At 72.4% G+C, this 15,080-nt stretch carries 11 protein-coding genes; 6 read left to right on the forward strand and 5 right to left on the reverse strand.

Translation table 11 applies throughout. From position 1 onward, the window contains the following. Positions 1-38: 38 nt before the first annotated feature. Positions 39-839: a TIGR03084 family metal-binding protein gene (locus OHA65_RS17060; protein WP_327283963.1), complete on the reverse strand. Its 801-nt coding sequence runs from the start codon at positions 837-839 to the stop codon at positions 39-41. Positions 840-1,165: 326 nt separating this feature from the next. Here OHA65_RS17060 and OHA65_RS17065 point away from each other — a divergent pair, with 326 nt between their 5' ends. Beyond that, complete coding sequence (locus OHA65_RS17065; protein ID WP_327283964.1) at positions 1,166-2,779, forward strand: alpha/beta fold hydrolase; 1,614 nt, start codon at positions 1,166-1,168, stop codon at positions 2,777-2,779. 64 nt (positions 2,780-2,843) lie between these two features. Here the strand turns inward: OHA65_RS17065 and OHA65_RS17070 are convergent, their stop codons facing one another. Then, positions 2,844-3,788, reverse strand: coding sequence for an EamA family transporter (locus OHA65_RS17070; RefSeq protein ID WP_327283965.1), 945 nt, complete (start codon positions 3,786-3,788; stop codon positions 2,844-2,846). Between the two features lie 138 nt (positions 3,789-3,926). Here OHA65_RS17070 and serC point away from each other — a divergent pair, with 138 nt between their 5' ends. Beyond that, positions 3,927-5,045 carry a phosphoserine transaminase gene (gene serC, locus OHA65_RS17075; protein ID WP_328763084.1) on the forward strand — a complete coding sequence of 373 codons (1,119 nt, stop codon included), beginning with the start codon at positions 3,927-3,929 and terminating at the stop codon, positions 5,043-5,045. Between the two features lie 172 nt (positions 5,046-5,217). Further along, positions 5,218-8,364: a sacsin N-terminal ATP-binding-like domain-containing protein gene (locus OHA65_RS17080; protein WP_328763085.1), complete on the forward strand. Its 3,147-nt coding sequence runs from the start codon at positions 5,218-5,220 to the stop codon at positions 8,362-8,364. A gap of 24 nt (positions 8,365-8,388) precedes the next feature. Here the strand turns inward: OHA65_RS17080 and OHA65_RS17085 are convergent, their stop codons facing one another. Beyond that, on the reverse strand, positions 8,389-10,848 hold the full coding sequence (locus OHA65_RS17085; RefSeq protein ID WP_327283968.1) for an HAD-IC family P-type ATPase: 2,460 nt from the start codon (positions 10,846-10,848) through the stop codon (positions 8,389-8,391). A 151-nt stretch (positions 10,849-10,999) separates the two neighbouring features. Continuing rightward, positions 11,000-11,299: a DUF2530 domain-containing protein gene (locus OHA65_RS17090; RefSeq protein WP_327283969.1), complete on the reverse strand. Its 300-nt coding sequence runs from the start codon at positions 11,297-11,299 to the stop codon at positions 11,000-11,002. Positions 11,300-11,448: 149 nt separating this feature from the next. Here OHA65_RS17090 and OHA65_RS17095 point away from each other — a divergent pair, with 149 nt between their 5' ends. Beyond that, positions 11,449-12,906 carry an NCS2 family permease gene (locus OHA65_RS17095; protein ID WP_327283970.1) on the forward strand — a complete coding sequence of 486 codons (1,458 nt, stop codon included), beginning with the start codon at positions 11,449-11,451 and terminating at the stop codon, positions 12,904-12,906. Here OHA65_RS17095 and OHA65_RS17100 read toward each other — a convergent pair. Continuing rightward, positions 12,899-13,081: a ribbon-helix-helix protein, CopG family gene (locus OHA65_RS17100; RefSeq protein WP_327283971.1), complete on the reverse strand. Its 183-nt coding sequence runs from the start codon at positions 13,079-13,081 to the stop codon at positions 12,899-12,901. The genes OHA65_RS17095 and OHA65_RS17100 overlap by 8 nt on opposite strands. Positions 13,082-13,199: 118 nt before the next feature. Here OHA65_RS17100 and OHA65_RS17105 point away from each other — a divergent pair, with 118 nt between their 5' ends. Both OHA65_RS17105 and OHA65_RS17110 read left to right on the forward strand, forming a co-directional pair. After that, on the forward strand, positions 13,200-13,637 hold the full coding sequence (locus tag OHA65_RS17105) for a MarR family winged helix-turn-helix transcriptional regulator (RefSeq protein ID WP_030156888.1): 438 nt from the start codon (positions 13,200-13,202) through the stop codon (positions 13,635-13,637). Between the two features lie 25 nt (positions 13,638-13,662). Then, the gene (locus OHA65_RS17110; RefSeq protein WP_327283972.1) at positions 13,663-15,015 is read left to right on the forward strand and encodes an MFS transporter; all 1,353 of its coding nucleotides are present in this window, start codon (positions 13,663-13,665) and stop codon (positions 15,013-15,015) included. The last annotated feature ends 65 nt before the right edge of the window (positions 15,016-15,080 follow it).

Genomic DNA, 15,080 nt, shown 5'->3' on the forward strand with positions numbered 1-15,080 from the left:
CCCGGAGGCGTTGCCGATGCGCAGCGGGCGGCGGCCGGTCACCGGGTGGCTCCGGGGGCGCGGCCGGGGCCCGCGGGGCCCGCGAAGGCCTGGGCGATGTCCAGCCAGCGGTCGGCGTCGGGGCCGGTCGCGGTCAGGGCGAGGTCGGCGCGGTGGGCCCGCTGGGTCACCAGGAGGCAGAAGTCGAGGGCCGGGCCGGTGATCCGGTCCGCCGCCCCCTGCGGCCCGTACGTCCAGGGCTCGCCGCCGTCCGGGGGCAGGAGTTCCACCCTGAACTCCGCGTCGGGCGCGGGCAGTCCCCGTACGGAGAACGCGTAGTCGCGGGCCCGGACGCCGATGCGGGCCACGTGCCGCAGTCGGGCGGTGGGGGTGCGGCGCACACCGAGAGCGTCCGCGACGTCCTGGCCGTGCGCCCAGGTCTCCATCAGGCGGGCGCTCGCCATGGAGGCGGCCTTCATCGGCGGCCCGTACCAGGGGAACCGGGTGTCGGGCGGGGCCGCGGCGAGCGCCTCGTCGAGGGCTGCGCGGCCGGCCCGCCAGTGGGCCAGCAGCTCGTCGGGCGGTAGCGCGGCGCCTCGTGCGGCGCCTTCGTCCACGAAAGAGTCGGGGGACTTGACCGCCTCCTCGACCAGGGCGGCGAAGCCGTCGGCGTCGGTGAGGGAGATCAGCGCGGCCCGGTCGGTCCAGTGCAGGTGGGCGATCTGGTGGGCGACGGTCCAGCCCGGCGCGGGGGTGGGCCCGGCCCATCCGGCGTCGGGCAGGTCCCGTACCAGGGTTTCGAGTTCGAGGCCTTCCTCGCGCAGATCTGCGAAGACGGCGACAGCTGACGGATCGAGCACGGCGGGCTCCCCTTTCGGCGTGAGGGGAAGACTGGCAGCCGTCGGCAAAACAATCAAGCATGCTTGCATGATTTGGCCGCCGAACACTTCCTTCGCGCCATCGCCCCCAACTGGCGCGGACGGAGGGTGATTTGGCGTCCGGCGTCGCCCCGGGCAGGTCCGGGACCGCCGGCTGCGCCGGCAGCGAAGGGGGCGATTTCGGCCGTACGTCGGAATCCGCCGAAACATCACCGGATGTCGCATCGATACTGAACGCTTCGTTCCCCGCTCCGGGCCCAGAGCGCGCGCACCCACGTTCCCTCACTCGACGAAGAGGACGAACCGACGTGAACCCAGCCGCTTTCTCCCTCTATCCCGAACTCGACGCGACCACCCTGACCGCCTTCGTCACCGCTCTGGAGACCGGCGACGTCACCGGCCTCGGCCCCGCCCGCGCCGCCGAGGTCGCCGACGTCCGGTCCGTCGCCGTCTTCAGTCGCGTCAAGGTCGCCGGGGCCGACGGGGACCTGCTCGACGCCGCGATGTGGCGGCACAACGGGGGCCGGCCGCGGCCGGTGATCGTGATGCCCTCGCCGTGGACGACCCACGGCTGGCTCCCCTACGCCGTCCAGGCCAGTGTCTTCGCGGCGCGCGGCTACAACGTCCTCGCGTACAGCACCCGCGGCTTCGCCGGCTCCGAGGGCCAGGTCGAGGTGGCCGGTCCGCTCGACGTCGCCGACGGCAGCCGCGCCCTGGACCACCTCATCGAGCGCTCCGCCGGCCCGGTCACCAGGATCGGCTTCCTGGGGGACTCGTACGGATCGGGCATCAGCCAGCTCGTCGCCGCCCACGACACGCGCGTCGACGCGGTGGTGGCGCTCAGCACCTGGGGCGACCTCGGCGAGGCGTTCTACGAGAACCGGACCCGGCACGTGGCCGCCGTGGAGGCGCTGCTCAAGGCGGCGGGGAAGGCCCGGCTGAGCCCGCAGACGCAGAGCGTGTTCGAGAACGTCCTCGCGGGCCGCGACATCCAGGGCACCCTGCGCTGGGCCGAGCAGCGCTCGCCGTTCAGCCACGTCAAGGAGCTCAACCGCCGCCAGGTCCCGGTCTACTTCTCGCACGCCTGGCACGAGACGCTCTTCCCGGGCAACCAGACCCTGAAGATGTTCAACGAGCTCATCGGCCCCAAGCGCCTCGACCTCTCCATCGGCGACCACTCCGGGCCCGAAATGACGGGCATGATCGGCCTGCCCAACCGGATCTGGACCAACGCCCACCGCTGGTTCGACCACCACCTCAAGGGCATCGACAACGGCATCGGCGCCGAGGGCCAGATCCTCGCCGAGGTCATGTGGAGCCAGACCCTGGAACCCCGCCCCACCTGGCATTCCGTCACCGAGCACGTGCGCCGACTGCACCTGGCGGGCAGTGCGGAGCTCGCCGAGCAGCCCGAGGCCGGCTGGAGCACGAGCGTCTTGTGCGGGGTGGACACCCCGGCGACCGTCGCCGACGCGATCGTGCTCTGCGGGTACGACGAGATCGCGGGCCGCCCCAAGGCCTACCGGACCGGCGACATCGACCGCACCGTCACCGCGGTGTGGACCGCGGAGCCGGAGGCGGAGACCCTGCGGCTGCGCGGCGTCCCGCGGCTGCGCGTCACGTACCGGGCCCCGAACCCCAAGTCGTCGTTCGTCGCGTACCTGCTCGCCGCCGCACCCGACGGGACGGCGCACATCATCACGCACGCCCCGTACTGCGACCTCGACTCGCCGGCCGACAGCCTGGTCAGCGCCGACATCGAGCTGCAGGCGACGGCGTACGACGTCCCGCGCGGGCACCGGCTGATGCTGGTGATCGACGCCCGCGACCCGTTCTACGGGGACGCCAACCTGCCGCGCGCGACGCTGGCCTTCACCTCCCCGGAGGCCACGCCGTCGTACCTGGACCTGCCGCTGGGATGACGGCCGGCCCAGGGCGCGCCCGTCCCGTCGAACACCCCGCGGCCGGCGGGGCGGGCGCGCGGCCTCAGGCGGCCGGTTTGCGGGTCTGGGAGCGGACCGCGCCCATGCTCGCCGCGATGACCAGCGCGATCGCGAGCGCGTCGAGCGCCGACATCGCCTGGTTCAGGAGCAGGAACCCGGCCGTGGCCGCGATCGCCGGCTCCAGGCTCATCAAGATGGCGAAGGTCGGTGCGGGCAGGCGGCGCAGCGCCAGGAGCTCCAGGGTGTACGGCAGGACGGAGGACAGGACGGCGACGCCGGCGCCCAGCGCCAGCGTGCTCGGCACGAGGAGCGCGGAACCGGCTTGGACGACGCCCAGCGGGAGCGAGAGCACCGCGGCCACGGCCATGGCCAGCGCCAGCCCGTCCGCCTGCGGGAAGCGGCGGCCCGTACGCGCGCTGAACACGATGTACGCCGCCCACATCGCGCCCGCTCCGAGCGCGAAGGCGGTGCCCGGGAGGTCGAGGCCGCCGAAGCCGCTCCCGCCCCCGTGCCCGGCCAGCAGGGCGACACCGGCCAGGGCCAGACCGGCCCACAGCAGGCTCACCGGGCGGCGTGAGACGACGACCGACAGGACGAGGGGGCCGAGGACCTCAAGGGTGACGGCCGGGCCGAGCGGGATGCGGTCGATGGACTGGTAGAAGAGCCCGTTCATGCCGGCCATCGCCACGCCGAAGGCGACGACGGTGCCCCAGTCCGCCCGCGAGTACCCGCGCACCTTCGGGCGGCACAGGAGCAGCAGCACCAGCGCGGCGGCCGCGAGCCGCAGCGTCACCACGCCAGCGGCACCCGCCCCCGGCATGATCATGACGGCGAGCGCGGCGCCGAACTGCACCGAGATCCCCGCCGTGACCACCAGCACGACCGGACCGAACCGGGACGGCCCCGCGGGGGCCGGGAGCGCCGGGGCCGCGGGGGCGGTGCCCGCCGGAGCGGGGGTGGGGACGGGTGCGGGGGAGGATGCGGGCATTAATCCAGACTAAGGGGTATGTAAGGGCCACGTCGTCGCGTGCCGCCTTACCCCATCCCGGTCTTCCGGCCTGGGACGTTCGTCTCATCGGGTGGACGCGCCTCCGAAGCGTGGACCCGGACCGGATACGCTCCGCTCGTGGCTGAGATCCAGATTCCCGCTGACATCAAGCCCGCCGACGGACGCTTCGGCGCGGGCCCCTCCAAGGTGCGGATCGAGGCGCTGGACGCCCTCGCCGCCACCGGTACCTCCCTGCTCGGAACCTCGCACCGCCAGGCCCCGGTCAAGAACCTGGTCGGCTCGGTGCGCCAGGGCATCCGGGACCTTTTCTCGCTGCCCGAGGGCTACGAGGTGATCCTGGGCAACGGCGGCTCCACCGCCTTCTGGGACATCGCGACGGCCGGGCTCATCGAGCGCAAGTCCCAGCACCTCACGTTCGGCGAGTTCTCGTCCAAGTTCGCCAAGGCCGCCAAGCTCGCTCCGTGGCTGGACGAGCCGACCGTGATCTCCTCCGAGCCGGGCACCCACCCCGAGCCGGTGGCCGAGGCGGGCGTCGACGTGTACGCCTACACGCACAACGAGACCTCGACGGGTGTGGCGGCGCCGGTCAAGCGCGTCGCGGGCGCCGACGCCGGGTCCCTCGTCCTGGTGGACGCGACCTCGGGCGCCGGCGGTCTGCCGGTGGACATCACCGAGAGCGACGTCTACTACTTCGCCCCGCAGAAGTCCTTCGCCTCCGAGGGCGGCCTGTGGCTGGCGGCGTTCTCCCCGGCGGCCCTGGAGCGCGCGGCGCGCGTCCACGCGTCGGGCCGGCACATCCCGGAGTTCTTCTCGCTGCCCACGGCGATCGACAACTCGCTGAAGAACCAGACGTACAACACCCCGGCGCTCTCCACCCTCTTCCTGCTGAACCAGCAGCTGGAGTGGATGAACGGCCAGGGCGGCCTGGAGTTCACGACCGGCCGTACGGCGGCCAGCGCGCGCAACCTGTACGGCTGGGCGGAGGCGTCGAAGTACGCGAGCCCGTTCGTCGTGGACGCCGACAAGCGCTCCGCCGTCATCGGCACGATCGACTTCTCGGACGACATCGACGCGGCCGCCGTGGCCAAGGTGCTGCGCGCCAACGGCATCGTGGACACCGAGCCGTACCGCAAGCTCGGGCGCAACCAGCTGCGCGTCGCGATGTTCCCGGCGATCGACCCGGCGGACGTGCAGGCGCTGACCGCGTGCATCGACTACGTGATCGACAAGCTCTGACACCACCCCGCACCGCGCACCCGTACGGAGCCCCCGGCGACCTCGTGTCGCCGGGGGCTCCGTCGTCGCCCGGGGCAGAGTCGGGCCCGTCCGCCCCGACCGGCGGGGCCCGCACGCGATACCTTCAGGGCCTCGGCATTCGGTGGATGCAGTACAGCTTGGAGGCAGCGGCGTGAGCGTGCGAGTGACGGCGGCCCAGGGTGGCGTGGACCCCTTCGGCACGGCCCGGCTGCGGCGCGGGGTGCTCGATGCCTGGGGCGCGGGCCCTGCCCGGTTCCGCGAGGACGCCAACGCAGAGGAGGACCTGGCCCTCGGCGGCTACCGCGACCGGCTCGTCGTCGAGCTGGCGCAGAACGCCGCCGACGCCGCGGCCCGGGCCCGGGTGCCCGGCCGGCTGCGGCTCACCCTGCACTCCGGCGGGGGCGGTCGGCCCGGCGTGTTGGCCGTCGCCAACACCGGTGCCCCGCTGGACGCGACGGGCGTGGAGTCGCTGAGCACCCTGCGGGCCTCCGCGAAGCGGGAGCCCGCAGGGGCCGCGGGCTCCGCCGACACCGTAGGCCGCTTCGGCGTCGGCTTCGCGGCGGTCCTCGCGGTGTCCGACGAGCCCGCCGTCATGGGCCGCCACGGCGGTATCCGCTGGTCCCTGGCCGAGGCCCGCGAGCTGGCCCGTGAAGCAGCCAACGGCAGCCCCGGCCTCGGCGACGAACTGCGCCGCCGCGACGGGCACGTCCCGCTGCTGCGCCTGCCGTTGCCCGCCGAGGGAGCCGCCCCCGAGGGCTACGACACCGTGGTCGTCCTCCCGCTGCGCGACGCCGCCGCCGAAGACCTGGTGCAGCGCCTGCTGGCCGGCATCGACGACGCCCTGCTGCTCACCCTGCCCGGGCTGCGGGAGATCGTCGTGGAGACCCCGGCCACCGGGCACCGCGTGCTCTACCGGCGTACCGAGGGCCCGTACACCGTCGTCCAGGACTCGGCCGGAGCCGCCGGCGGCGAGACCCGACGCTGGCGCACCGTCCGCCACAGCGGCCCCATCGAGCCCGCCCTCCTCGCGGACCGGCCGGTCGAGGAGCGGCTGCGGCCCCACTGGACGGTCTCCTGGGCCGTGCCCGTCGACACCGACGGCGCTCCCGTACGTCCCGCCACCGCGCCCGTGGTGCACGCACCGACCCCGACCGACGAACCCCTGGGCATCCCCGCCCTGCTCATCGCGACGCTGCCGCTCGACACCGCCCGCCGGCACCCCGCGCCCGGGCCGCTGACCGACTTCCTGGTGGAGCGCGCGGCCGATGCGTACGCCGAACTGCTCGGCGACTGGGACCCGGTGAGCACCGGGCTCGTGGACCTCGTACCCGGGCCGCTCGGCAAGGGCGTGCTGGACGGGGCGCTGCGCGCGGCCGTGCTCGGACGGCTGCCGCGGACCGCGTTCCTGGCCCCGGCCGCCCCGGCCGAGCACGCCGAGGAGCGGGCCGCGCTGCGCCCCTTCGAGGCCGAGGTGGTGGAGGGCGCGGGCGCCGACACCGTACGGGTCCTCGCGGAGGTCCTCCCGACCCTGCTCCCGGCCGGGCTGGAGCGCCGGCCCGAGCTGCGCACGCTGGGCGTGGGCCGGCTGCCGCTGGGCGACGCCATCGAGCGGATCGCGGGCATCGAACGCACCCCGGACTGGTGGCACCGGCTGTACGACACCCTGGCCGGGGTGGATCCGGACCGGCTGTCGGGTCTGCCGGTGCCGCTGGCCGACGGGCGGACCACGATCGGCCCGCGGCACGTGCTGCTGCCCGACGCGGACACCCCGAAGGACCTGGCCCGGATGGGGCTCAAGGTGGCCCATCCGGACGCGGCGCACCCGCTGCTGGAGCGCCTCGGCGCCCTCCCGGCCACGCCCCGCGCGGTCCTGACGACCCCGCAAGTGCGGGCGGCGGTGGCCGCCTCCCTCGACGCGGGCGAGATCTGGGACGAGGACGCCCTCGACGCCGACGAGCTGGCCGAGGTGGTGCTGGGCCTGGTCCGGGACGCCGACCTGGCGCCGGGCGACGAGCCGTGGCTGGGCGCGCTGGCCCTCCCCGACGAGGACGGGGAACTGGCGCCCGCGGGCGAGCTCCTGCTGCCCGGCTCCCCGCTGGCCTCGGTGATCCGCGAGGACGAAGTCCCGTACGTGGACGCCGAGCTGGCCGACCGGTGGGGCGCGCAGCCGCTGACCGCCTGCGGGGTGCTGGCCGCCTTCCAGCTGGTCCGCGCCACCGACGTGGTCCTCGACCCGGACGAACTGGAGCCCCGCGACGGCGACTTCGCCGAGCCCGACGACGCAGGCCTGCTGGACGCGGTCGACGTGTGGTGCGAGGACGTACTGGACCAGCTCCCGGACACCCCGCTCCCGCCGGTGGCGACCGAGCTGGTGGCCGTGCGCGACCTCGACCTGATCGACGACGACTGCTGGCCGCAGGCCCTGGCCATGCTCGCGCAGCCCCCGCTGCGCGACGCGCTGACCCAGCCCGTACGGGTCCTGCTTCCGGACGGCACCACGCAGTCGGTGCGCCCGTACACCGCCTGGTGGCTGCGCGACCACCCGGTCTTCGACGGACGCCGCCCGGCGGGCCTGCGCGCGGCGGGCGGGGACCCGCTGCTGGCGGGCCTGTACACCTCGGCGGACGCCACGGGCTTCGAAGACGAGCAGGTCCTGCGGGCGCTGGGCGTCCGCACGACCGTGCCGGCCCTGCTGGAGGAACCCGGCGGCGCCGCCGAACTGCTGGGCCGGCTCGCCGATCCGGAGCGCGAGGTGTCGGACCGCCAGCTGCACGCCCTGTACGGGGCCCTGGCCGATCTGGACCCCGAGCAGGTCACCCTCCCGGACGAGCTGCGCGCGGTGGTGGACGGCGAGATCCGTGTGGTGGACGCGGCCGATGCGCTGATCGCGGACGCCCCGGACCTGCTGCCGCTGACGGAGGGCCTGCCGCTGCTGCCGGTGGCCCCGGCCCGAGCGGGCGACCTGGCGGACCTCCTCCAGGTCCGCCGCCTCTCGGAGACGGTGCCGGCGGAGGTCACGACGCCGGGCGAGGAGCACGAGGTCCCGGAGCCGGTGCTGCTCCTGCTGGGGCCCTCGGCGCCGCGCACCTACGTCGAGCACGAGGAGCTGATCGCGGGCGGCGTGGAGCTCGACTGGCGGCAAACCCCGGACGGCACCCTCCACGCCTCCACCCTGGAGGGCGTGGCGGCGGGCCTGGCCTGGGCGGCGGGCCAGTGGCCGCGCCGCTTCGAGGTCGCGGCCCTGCTGGAGGACCCGTCCCGCACGGCCGAACTGGCCCGGGACCGCTGGTTCGACTAGGTCCTGGTCACGGGGGGGCGGCGGTCAGGCGGGGAACCTGCGGTTGACCCAGCGGAACGTGAACTCGATCAGGGCCGAGGCCGCCGTCGCGATGCCCACGGCCATCCACGGCAGCTGCGTGCCCACGAGCTTCAGCTGGAAGAAGTCCTGGAGCCACGGAACGACGAGGACCAGCAGGAACGCCCCGCCCATCGCGCCGACCAGGACCAGCCGCCACCACGTGTACGGGCGGGCGATGATCGCCAGGACCCACATCGAGGTGAGGAACAGCGTCAGCGTCGCCGCGCTCGTCTCGGCGTTCAGCTGGTCCGGGCCGGTGTAGTGGTGGCGGGCGAGCAGGTACGTCACGAAGGTGGCCACGGCCGCGATCACGCCGCCGGGGATGGCGTACCGCATCACCCGTTTCACGAAGTGCGGCTTCGCCCGCTCCTTGTTCGGGGCGAGGGCCAGGAAGAAGGCCGGGATGCCGATGGTGAGGGTGGACAGCAGCGTCAGGTGGCGCGGCAGGAAGGGGTACTCCACCTGCGAGCAGACCACCAGGATGGCCAGCAGTACCGAGTAGACCGTCTTCGTCAGGAACAGGGTGGCGACGCGGGTGATGTTGCCGATGACCCGGCGACCCTCGGCGACCACCGACGGGAGGGTGGAGAAGCTGTTGTTGAGGAGGACGATCTGGGCCACCGCCCGGGTCGCCTCCGAGCCCGAGCCCATGCTCACGCCGATGTCCGCGTCCTTGAGCGCGAGCACGTCGTTGACGCCGTCGCCCGTCATGGCGACCGTGTGGCCCTTGGACTGGAGCGCGCCCACCATGTCGCGCTTCTGCTGCGGGGTGACCCGGCCGAAGACGCTGTTCTCGTCGAGGACCCGGGCCATGTCGGCCTGTTCGCTCGGCAGCCTGCGCGCGTCGATGGTGTCCTCGGCGCCCGGTAGGCCGAGTTTGCCGGCGACCGCGCCGACGGAGACCGCGTTGTCGCCGGAGATGACCTTCGCCCGGACCTTCTGGTCCTCGAAGTAGCGCAGGGTGTCGGCGGCGTCGGGGCGCAGCCGCTGTTCCAGGACGATCAGGGCGGAGGGCCGGGCGCCGGTCCCTACGGCCGGGTCGTCGAGCTCGCGCGCGGCCCGGGCGAGCAGCAGGACGCGCAGGCCCTGTTCGTTGAGTTCGTCGACCTCGTCGAGGGCCGGGTCGCCGGCCGGGAGGAGGACGTCGGGGGCGCCGAGCAGCCAGGTGCTGTTCTCGCCGTCGCCCTCGCTGAAGCTGGCGCCGCTGTACTTGCGGGCGGAGGAGAAGGGCAGGGACTCGGTGCAGCGCCACTCGGCGCTGACCGGGTAGGCGTCGATGATCGCCTGGAGGCTGGCGTTGGGGCGCGGGTCGGACTCGCCGAGCGCGCCGAGAACCTTCTTGACGTACGAGTCCTGCGCGCCGCCGAGCGGGCGGAGCTCGGTGACGTCCATGCCGCCCTCGGTGAGGGTGCCGGTCTTGTCGAGGCAGACGACGTCGACGCGGGCGAGGCCTTCGATGGCCGGCAGCTCCTGCACCAGGCACTGTTTGCGGCCGAGCCGGATGACGCCGATCGCGAAGGCGACGGAGGTCAGCAGGACCAGGCCCTCGGGGATCATCGGGACGATGCCGCCGACGGTGCGGGCGATGGCGTCCTTGAGGTTGTTCTCCTTGACGACCAGCTGGCTGATGATCAGGCCGATCGAGGTCGGGATCATCATCCAGGTGACGTACTTGAGGATGGTGGAGATGCCGGAGCGCAGCTCGGAGTGGACGAGCGTGAAGCGGGTGGCCTCTTCGGCCAACTGGGCCGCGTAGGCCTCGCGGCCGACCTTGGTGGCGGTGAACGCGCCGCCGCCGGCGACGACGAAGGACCCGGACATGACGGGGTCGCCGGGCTTCTTCAGGACGGGGTCGGCCTCGCCGGTGAGCAGGGACTCGTCGATCTCCAGTCCGTCGGCCTCGCCGACGGATCCGTCGACGACGACCTTGTCGCCGGGTCCGAGTTCGATGACGTCGTCGAGGACGATCTCGGAGGTGGAGATCCCGGCGGTCCGGCCGTCGCGGCGGACGCTGGGTTTGGCTTCGCCGATGACGGCGAGTCCGTCCAGGGTCTTCTTCGCGCGCATCTCCTGGATGATGCCGATGCCGGTGTTCGCGATGATCACGTAGCCGAAGAGGCTGTCCTGGAGCGGCGCGACGATGAGCATGACCACCCAGAGGACGCCGATGATGGCGTTGAACCGGGTGAAGACGTTGGCGCGGACGATGTCGGCGGTGGAGCGGCTGCTGCGGACGGGCACGTCGTTGACGGCTCCGCGGGCGACGCGTTCGGCGACTTCGGCGGTGGTGAGGCCGCCGGGCTTGAAGCGCGGTGCTGGTGGCCGGACGGGGTGCACGGGGTCCAGCTCCGCGCCCGCATCGATGGCGGCGGCGGTGCCCACCGGCTCGGAACCATTGGGGTCGGTCTGTGCCCGCTGCGTCATGCAATCGACGGTAAAGGGGGTTTTACCGCTTCACCCGCCGAGAAGTCCGAAGATCCGACTTCGGGATGACCCGAATCGTCCCCCGGTCGGGCACGACCCGCCGGGCGGCCGACTGCCGGCGCGGGGCGCCGACGGATCGGAGCGGCTGACGTCAGCCGGTGTGCGGAGCCGGGTCGGCGCCGCCCCCCTCACCCCGCGCGGCCAGCGCCGCGGCGTGGCGCTTGAGGGCGGCGTCGCGGCCCCGGACGTACCAGACGCCGATCAGGCCGAGGACGCCGCCGGCCGCGCAGCACCAGACCCACCACAGCAGGTCCCGGTCGGCGAACCAGCCGTAGAAGGGGAGCTGGACCAGGAACACGGCGAACCAGATGATCGTGCCGCCGGTGACGGTCGCGACGACCGGACCCTCAAGGGGCTCGGGCGCCTCGTGCTTCGCAGTCCATTTCGCCATGCCCTCAAGTCTAGGTGCGCAGAAACGGGGTCTACGCGCGGAGATGGACGGGCTTTCGTTCATGTGTTCATACTGAAACTGTGTGGGCATGGCCCATTTTCTTCGTATGAAACCCCTAATGCCCCGCAATGAGGACCGTAGAGGACCGTATGAGCACGTCGGCCCCCGCCCCTGCGCCCGCCACCCTCCCGGACCCGGCCCCCCAGGGGTCGTCCGGCCTGGACCGCCATTTCAAGATCTCGGAGCGCGGCTCCACGATCGCCCGTGAGGTGCGCGGCGGTTTCGCCACCTTCTTCGCGATGGCCTACATCATCGTGCTGAACCCGATCATCCTGGGCAGCGCGAAGGACATGTACGGGCACCAGCTCGACAGCGGCCAGCTCGTCACCGCCACCGTCCTGACGGCGGCCTTCACCACGCTGCTGATGGGCGTCATCGGCAACGTCCCGATCGCGCTCGCCGCCGGCCTCGGCGTGAACACCGTGGTCGCCCTCCAGCTCGCCCCGCGCATGAGCTGGCCCGACGCCATGGGCATGGTCGTCCTGGCCGGCTTCGTCGTGATGCTGCTGGTCGCGACGGGCCTGCGCGAGCGGGTCATGAACGCCGTCCCGATCGGCCTGCGCAAGGGCATCGCGATCGGCATCGGCCTGTTCATCATGCTGATCGGCCTGGTCGACTCGGGCTTCGTCACCCGCATACCGGACGCCGCGCACACCACCGTGCCGCTCCAGCTCGGCACGGGCGGCCACCTGCACGGCTGGCCGGTCCTGATCTTCGTCGTCGGCGTGCTGCTGACCCTCGCCCTACTGATCCGCAAGACGCCCGGCGCGATCCTGATCTCCATCGTGGTCATGACCGTGGTCGCCGTCGCCGTCCAGCTGGTCGTCGACCTGCCGGACTCCGGCTGGGGCCTGACCGTGCCCGAATGGCCGGGCAACCCGGTGGCCGCGCCCGACTTCGGGCTCGTCGGTCAGGTCAGCCTGTTCGGCGGCTTCGGCAAGGTCGGCATGCTGACGGGCGTCCTCTTCGTCTTCACCGTGCTGCTGTCCTGCTTCTTCGACGCCATGGGCACGATCCTCGGCGTCGGCGACGAGGCCAAGCTGATCGACAAGGACGGCAACTTCCCCGGCATCAACAAGGTGCTGCTCATCGACGGCCTGGCCGTCGCCTCCGGCGGCGCCACCTCGTCCTCGGCCACCACCTGCTTCGTGGAGTCCACGGCCGGCGTCGGCGAAGGAGCCCGTACCGGCCTGGCGAACGTCGTCACCGGCGCCCTCTTCACCGTGGCGCTGTTCCTGACCCCGCTCGCCACCATGGTCCCGTCCCAGGCGGCCACCCCCGCGCTCGTGGCGGTCGGCTTCCTGATCCTGGCGGGCTCGGTCAGGGACATCGACTGGAGCGACTTCACCATCGCCGTCCCGGCCTTCCTGGCCATGGTGACGATGCCCTTCACGTACTCGATCACCAACGGCATCGGCTTCGGCTTCATCAGCTTCTGCGTGCTGCGCCTGGCGACCGGCCGGGGCCGCGAGGTCCCGGCGGCCCTGTACGTGGTGTCGGCGGTGTTCGTCTTCTACTACGCGATGCCGGCCCTCGGCCTCACGTAAGACCGTAGAACTTCTCCGTCTCGTCGACGGCCGCATTGAAGCGCTCGTCGAAGTCATCGCGAATGAGCGTCCGGACGACATAGTCCTGGACGCTCATTCCGCGTTTTGCGGCATGAGTCCGGAGGCGGTCGAGCAGCTCCCCGTCTATGCGCATGCTCAGCACGTGTGTCCCCATGGCGAAAGAGTCGTGGCACGGACCGCCGACGCGTGTCACTTTCCGCTGCCGACTCACCCGTACGAGTGACACGGTTAAATGGCGTTCTTTAGAGAGAGTAATGAGGTAGTCTAAAGAGATGCTCGACCTTACGCATGGCGACGACGCTGCCGCCGTGAACGACCTCCGCTCCGCCGTCATGCGGCTGGGCCGGCGCCTGAAGCACCAGCGCGTCGACGAATCGCTGAGCCCGACCGAGATGTCGGTCCTCGGCACCCTCGCCCGCTGCGGCCAGGCCACCCCCGGTGAGCTGGCCCGCCGCGAGCACGTCCAGCCACCGTCGATGACCCGCATCGTGGCGCTGCTGGAGGCCAAGGGTTTGGTCAGGCTCCAGCCGCACCCGGACGACCGCCGCCAGAAGGTGGTCACCCAGACCGAGGAAGCCGAAGCGATGCTCGAAGAGAGCCGTCGCAAGCGCAACGCCTTCCTCGCCGGGCTCGCGGCCGAGCTCACCGAGGACGAATGGGCCAAGCTGCGCGAGGCCGCGCCCGTCCTGGAGAAGCTCGCGCACCTGTAGGAACGACGCCAGGAGGCGAACGCTTTTGAGTACGGGAAACGGAGCAGATTCCGCACCCGGCCATACACCCACCACTACCACTGCGCGTACGACGCGCTCCGCGGGCGCGAACTCCATGTTCAGCTCGCTGAAGATCCGGAACTACCGGCTCTTCGCCATGGGACAGGCGGTGTCCAACACCGGCACCTGGATGCAGCGCATCGCCCAGGACTGGCTGGTCCTGTCCCTGACCGGCTCGGCCTCCGCCGTCGGCATCACCATCGCACTGCAGTTCCTGCCGATGCTGATGTTCGGCCTCTACGGAGGCGTCCTCGCGGACCGGCTGCCCAAGCGTCCGCTGCTGCTCGTCACGCAGACCCTGATGGGTCTGACCGGTATCGCCCTGGCGGCGCTCACCCTGGCCGGACACGTCCAGGTGTGGCACGTGTACTTCGCGGCCTTCCTGCTGGGCCTCGTGACCGTCGTGGACAACCCCGCCCGGCAGACGTTCGTCTCCGAGATGGTCGGCAAGGACCAGCTCGCCAACGCCGTCAGCCTGAACTCGGCGAACTTCCAGTCCGCGCGGTTGGTCGGCCCGGCCGTCGCCGGTGTGCTGATCACCGCCGTCGGCTCCGGCTGGGCCTTCCTGCTGAACGGGTTTTCCTTCGCCGCACCGGTCGCCGGCCTGCTGCTGATGCGGACGCGTGAACTGCGCCCGGTCGAACCGCAGCCGCGCGCCAAGGGCCAGCTGCGGGAGGGGCTGCGCTACGTCGCCGGCCGCCCGGAGCTGATCTGGCCGATCGTGCTGGTGGGCTTCATCGGCACCTTCGGGTTCAACTTCCCGATCTGGTTGTCGGCGTTCGTCAGCGACGTGTTCCACGGAGACGCGGGCACGTACGGACTCTTCAACACGCTGATCGCCGCCGGCTCCCTGGCGGGCGCGCTGCTGGCGGCCCGGCGCGGGCACTCGCGGCTGCGGCTGCTGGTCGCGGCGGCGCTGCTGTTCTCCGCCCTGGAGGTCGTGACGGCCTTCGCGCCCGGGTTCTGGCTGTTCGCGGCGCTGCTCGTGCCGATCGGGATGTTCGGGCTGACGGTCAACGTGACCGCGAACGCGAGCGTCCAGATGGCCACCGACCCCGAGATGCGGGGGCGGGTGATGGCCCTGTTCATGATGGTGTTCACCGGTGGCACCCCGATCGGTGCGCCGGTCGTCGGATGGGTGACGGACACGTACGGGGCCCGGATCGGCATGGCCGCGGGCGGCCTCGTCTCCCTGGCGGCCGCCGCGACGATCGCGGTGGTCCTGTCCCGGGTGGGCAACCTCCGGCTGAGCGTGAGCCGCAACGGAGTCACGTTCGTCCCGGTCCCGCGCAGCCGGGAGCTGGTCACGGCGGCCTGAGCCCGGGCCACGGGAGCGAGCCCCTCCGCACGGCAGCTCGGCGTGGCCGTCGGGGCCGGCCCGGG

The sequence above is a fragment of the Streptomyces sp. NBC_00045 genome, assembly GCF_045041095.1.
In the GTDB taxonomy this organism is placed as follows: Bacteria; Actinomycetota; Actinomycetes; order Streptomycetales; family Streptomycetaceae; genus Streptomyces.